We start from the raw sequence: 1,092 nt of genomic DNA, 5'->3' as shown, positions 1-1,092 counted from the left end.
TTAATCTTAATCATGCCAATGTCATATACGGGCGATATTATCAATCATCTTCCTTCTTCATACGTGTGTACATTTGAAAAATGTCTACAACTTGGTTCACCACGCACACTAACCGTTATCGTTGCGTAAACAGTTCTATTCCCATTTGTGTATCCTTCTTCTAAAACCTGTTTGACAATGTTGTCAAGGTCTTCTTGTGCTTTTTGGATATTCCGTTGTTCAAATGCATCAAATATGCGTCTATGTTCTTTAATTGCCTGTTCCTCTGTAAGGAACGAATATCGTTGAACTTTATTTTTATGTTCTATTTCCAAAACCCATACTTGACGTAAGCCATGGACATACTTGAGTTTTATGGTTACATCAATATTTTTGAGTGTGTCTTGTTTAAGTATGCTGCTCATTTTTAAAACTCCATTATCTTTATTTTATCAAGTTCACTATATCATCTTCCGTTTAGTTGCCTGTTTATGTCGGGGTCTACCCAATATATTCTGTTTTTGTAGTCATATAACCCATTTTCGTCCATTTTGAGACCATTTAGACCTTGTCCCCTCTCTTTTATTGAAGAAGGTCAAAAGTGTCCTAAAATGAGCGGTTTTCTAATGAAATGGTGTGAGTAGTTTTCTACACTCATTGAAGCGACTGATTTCCTTCAAATGTAATCGCTTATGTGTCAGTCTTTCATTCCATGACCAAGCAATATTGGGCAACCTCTCAAACTCAAGTGTTTGAACCCATTGTCACTCAGTAAAGGAAATATTTTTTCATCTGCCCACATGCCGTGTGCCAAATAAAAATGTTCCGTTTCCACTTGATATGGCAAATTATTAAGTCATGCCCTGTTGTCATCACTTAAAACGACCCTGTTGAAAGGTTTGGCAAGGACATCATGGTTGCCTTTGATGGCGATGAGATTGGGAATGGTTCTCAAATAATTTATTAGATGATTATCTCATCCATATCCATCAGTTATGTCTCCTGCCACAACCAAGGTGTTTTCCTTGAAGTCAAAACATTTTTTGACTAGCAAGTCATTGAGTTGGTCTGGGTTAATTCCATGCAAGTCACTCGTTATAAAGAAAAGTCGGA

At 36.7% G+C, this 1,092-nt stretch carries 1 protein-coding gene; it reads right to left on the bottom strand.

Annotated features, from left to right (window positions below):
* Window positions 1-44: 44 nt before the first annotated feature.
* On the bottom strand, window positions 45-404 hold the full coding sequence (locus N1032_RS23625; RefSeq protein WP_259542817.1) for a hypothetical protein: 360 nt from the start codon (window positions 402-404) through the stop codon (window positions 45-47).
* Between the last annotated feature and the right edge of the window lie 688 nt (window positions 405-1,092).

The organism is Herbiconiux daphne, assembly GCF_024979295.1.
Taxonomy (GTDB): domain Bacteria; phylum Actinomycetota; class Actinomycetes; order Actinomycetales; family Microbacteriaceae; genus Herbiconiux; species Herbiconiux daphnes.
Note: the sequence above shows the minus strand (reverse complement) of the source record. Positions and strands in the feature narration are given on the sequence as shown.